Origin of the sequence: Yoonia sp. R2-816, assembly GCF_046762905.1 — a bacterium.
Classification (GTDB): domain Bacteria; phylum Pseudomonadota; class Alphaproteobacteria; order Rhodobacterales; family Rhodobacteraceae; genus Yoonia.
The window spans coordinates 1-276 of sequence record NZ_JBKQXN010000218.1; the positions used below are offsets into that span (position 1 = coordinate 1).

1 pseudogene is annotated in these 276 nt (G+C 49.6%); it reads right to left on the reverse strand.

Annotation, left to right across the window (positions count from 1 at the left end):
* Nucleotides 1–139: pseudogene (locus ACFWW2_RS15845) on the reverse strand (IS110 family transposase); the annotation flags it as partial.
* Between the last annotated feature and the right edge of the window lie 137 nt (nucleotides 140–276).

A 276-nucleotide genomic window follows, 5' to 3' on the forward strand; every position in this document is an offset into this window, starting at 1 on the left:
CCAGTGCAATTGCAACAAGCATCTTTGGTTTGCGTTTCAACATGCGGTCCAGCCAGGAGCCGTCCTGGACAGGCTTTCGACCCACCCATGCAATGCGCGTCATTGCGCCAATGATAAGTAGACGACGAATATCAACCTGAATCGCCCCGAGTTTGTCGGAGACCATCAACTTAAGTAAGGATGATTGTTATGACAAAAAGCAAAATGGCAAATCGCTACTCACCTGAGGTCCGCGCGCGTGCGGTTAGGATGGTGTTTGAACATCAAGGTTCGTAT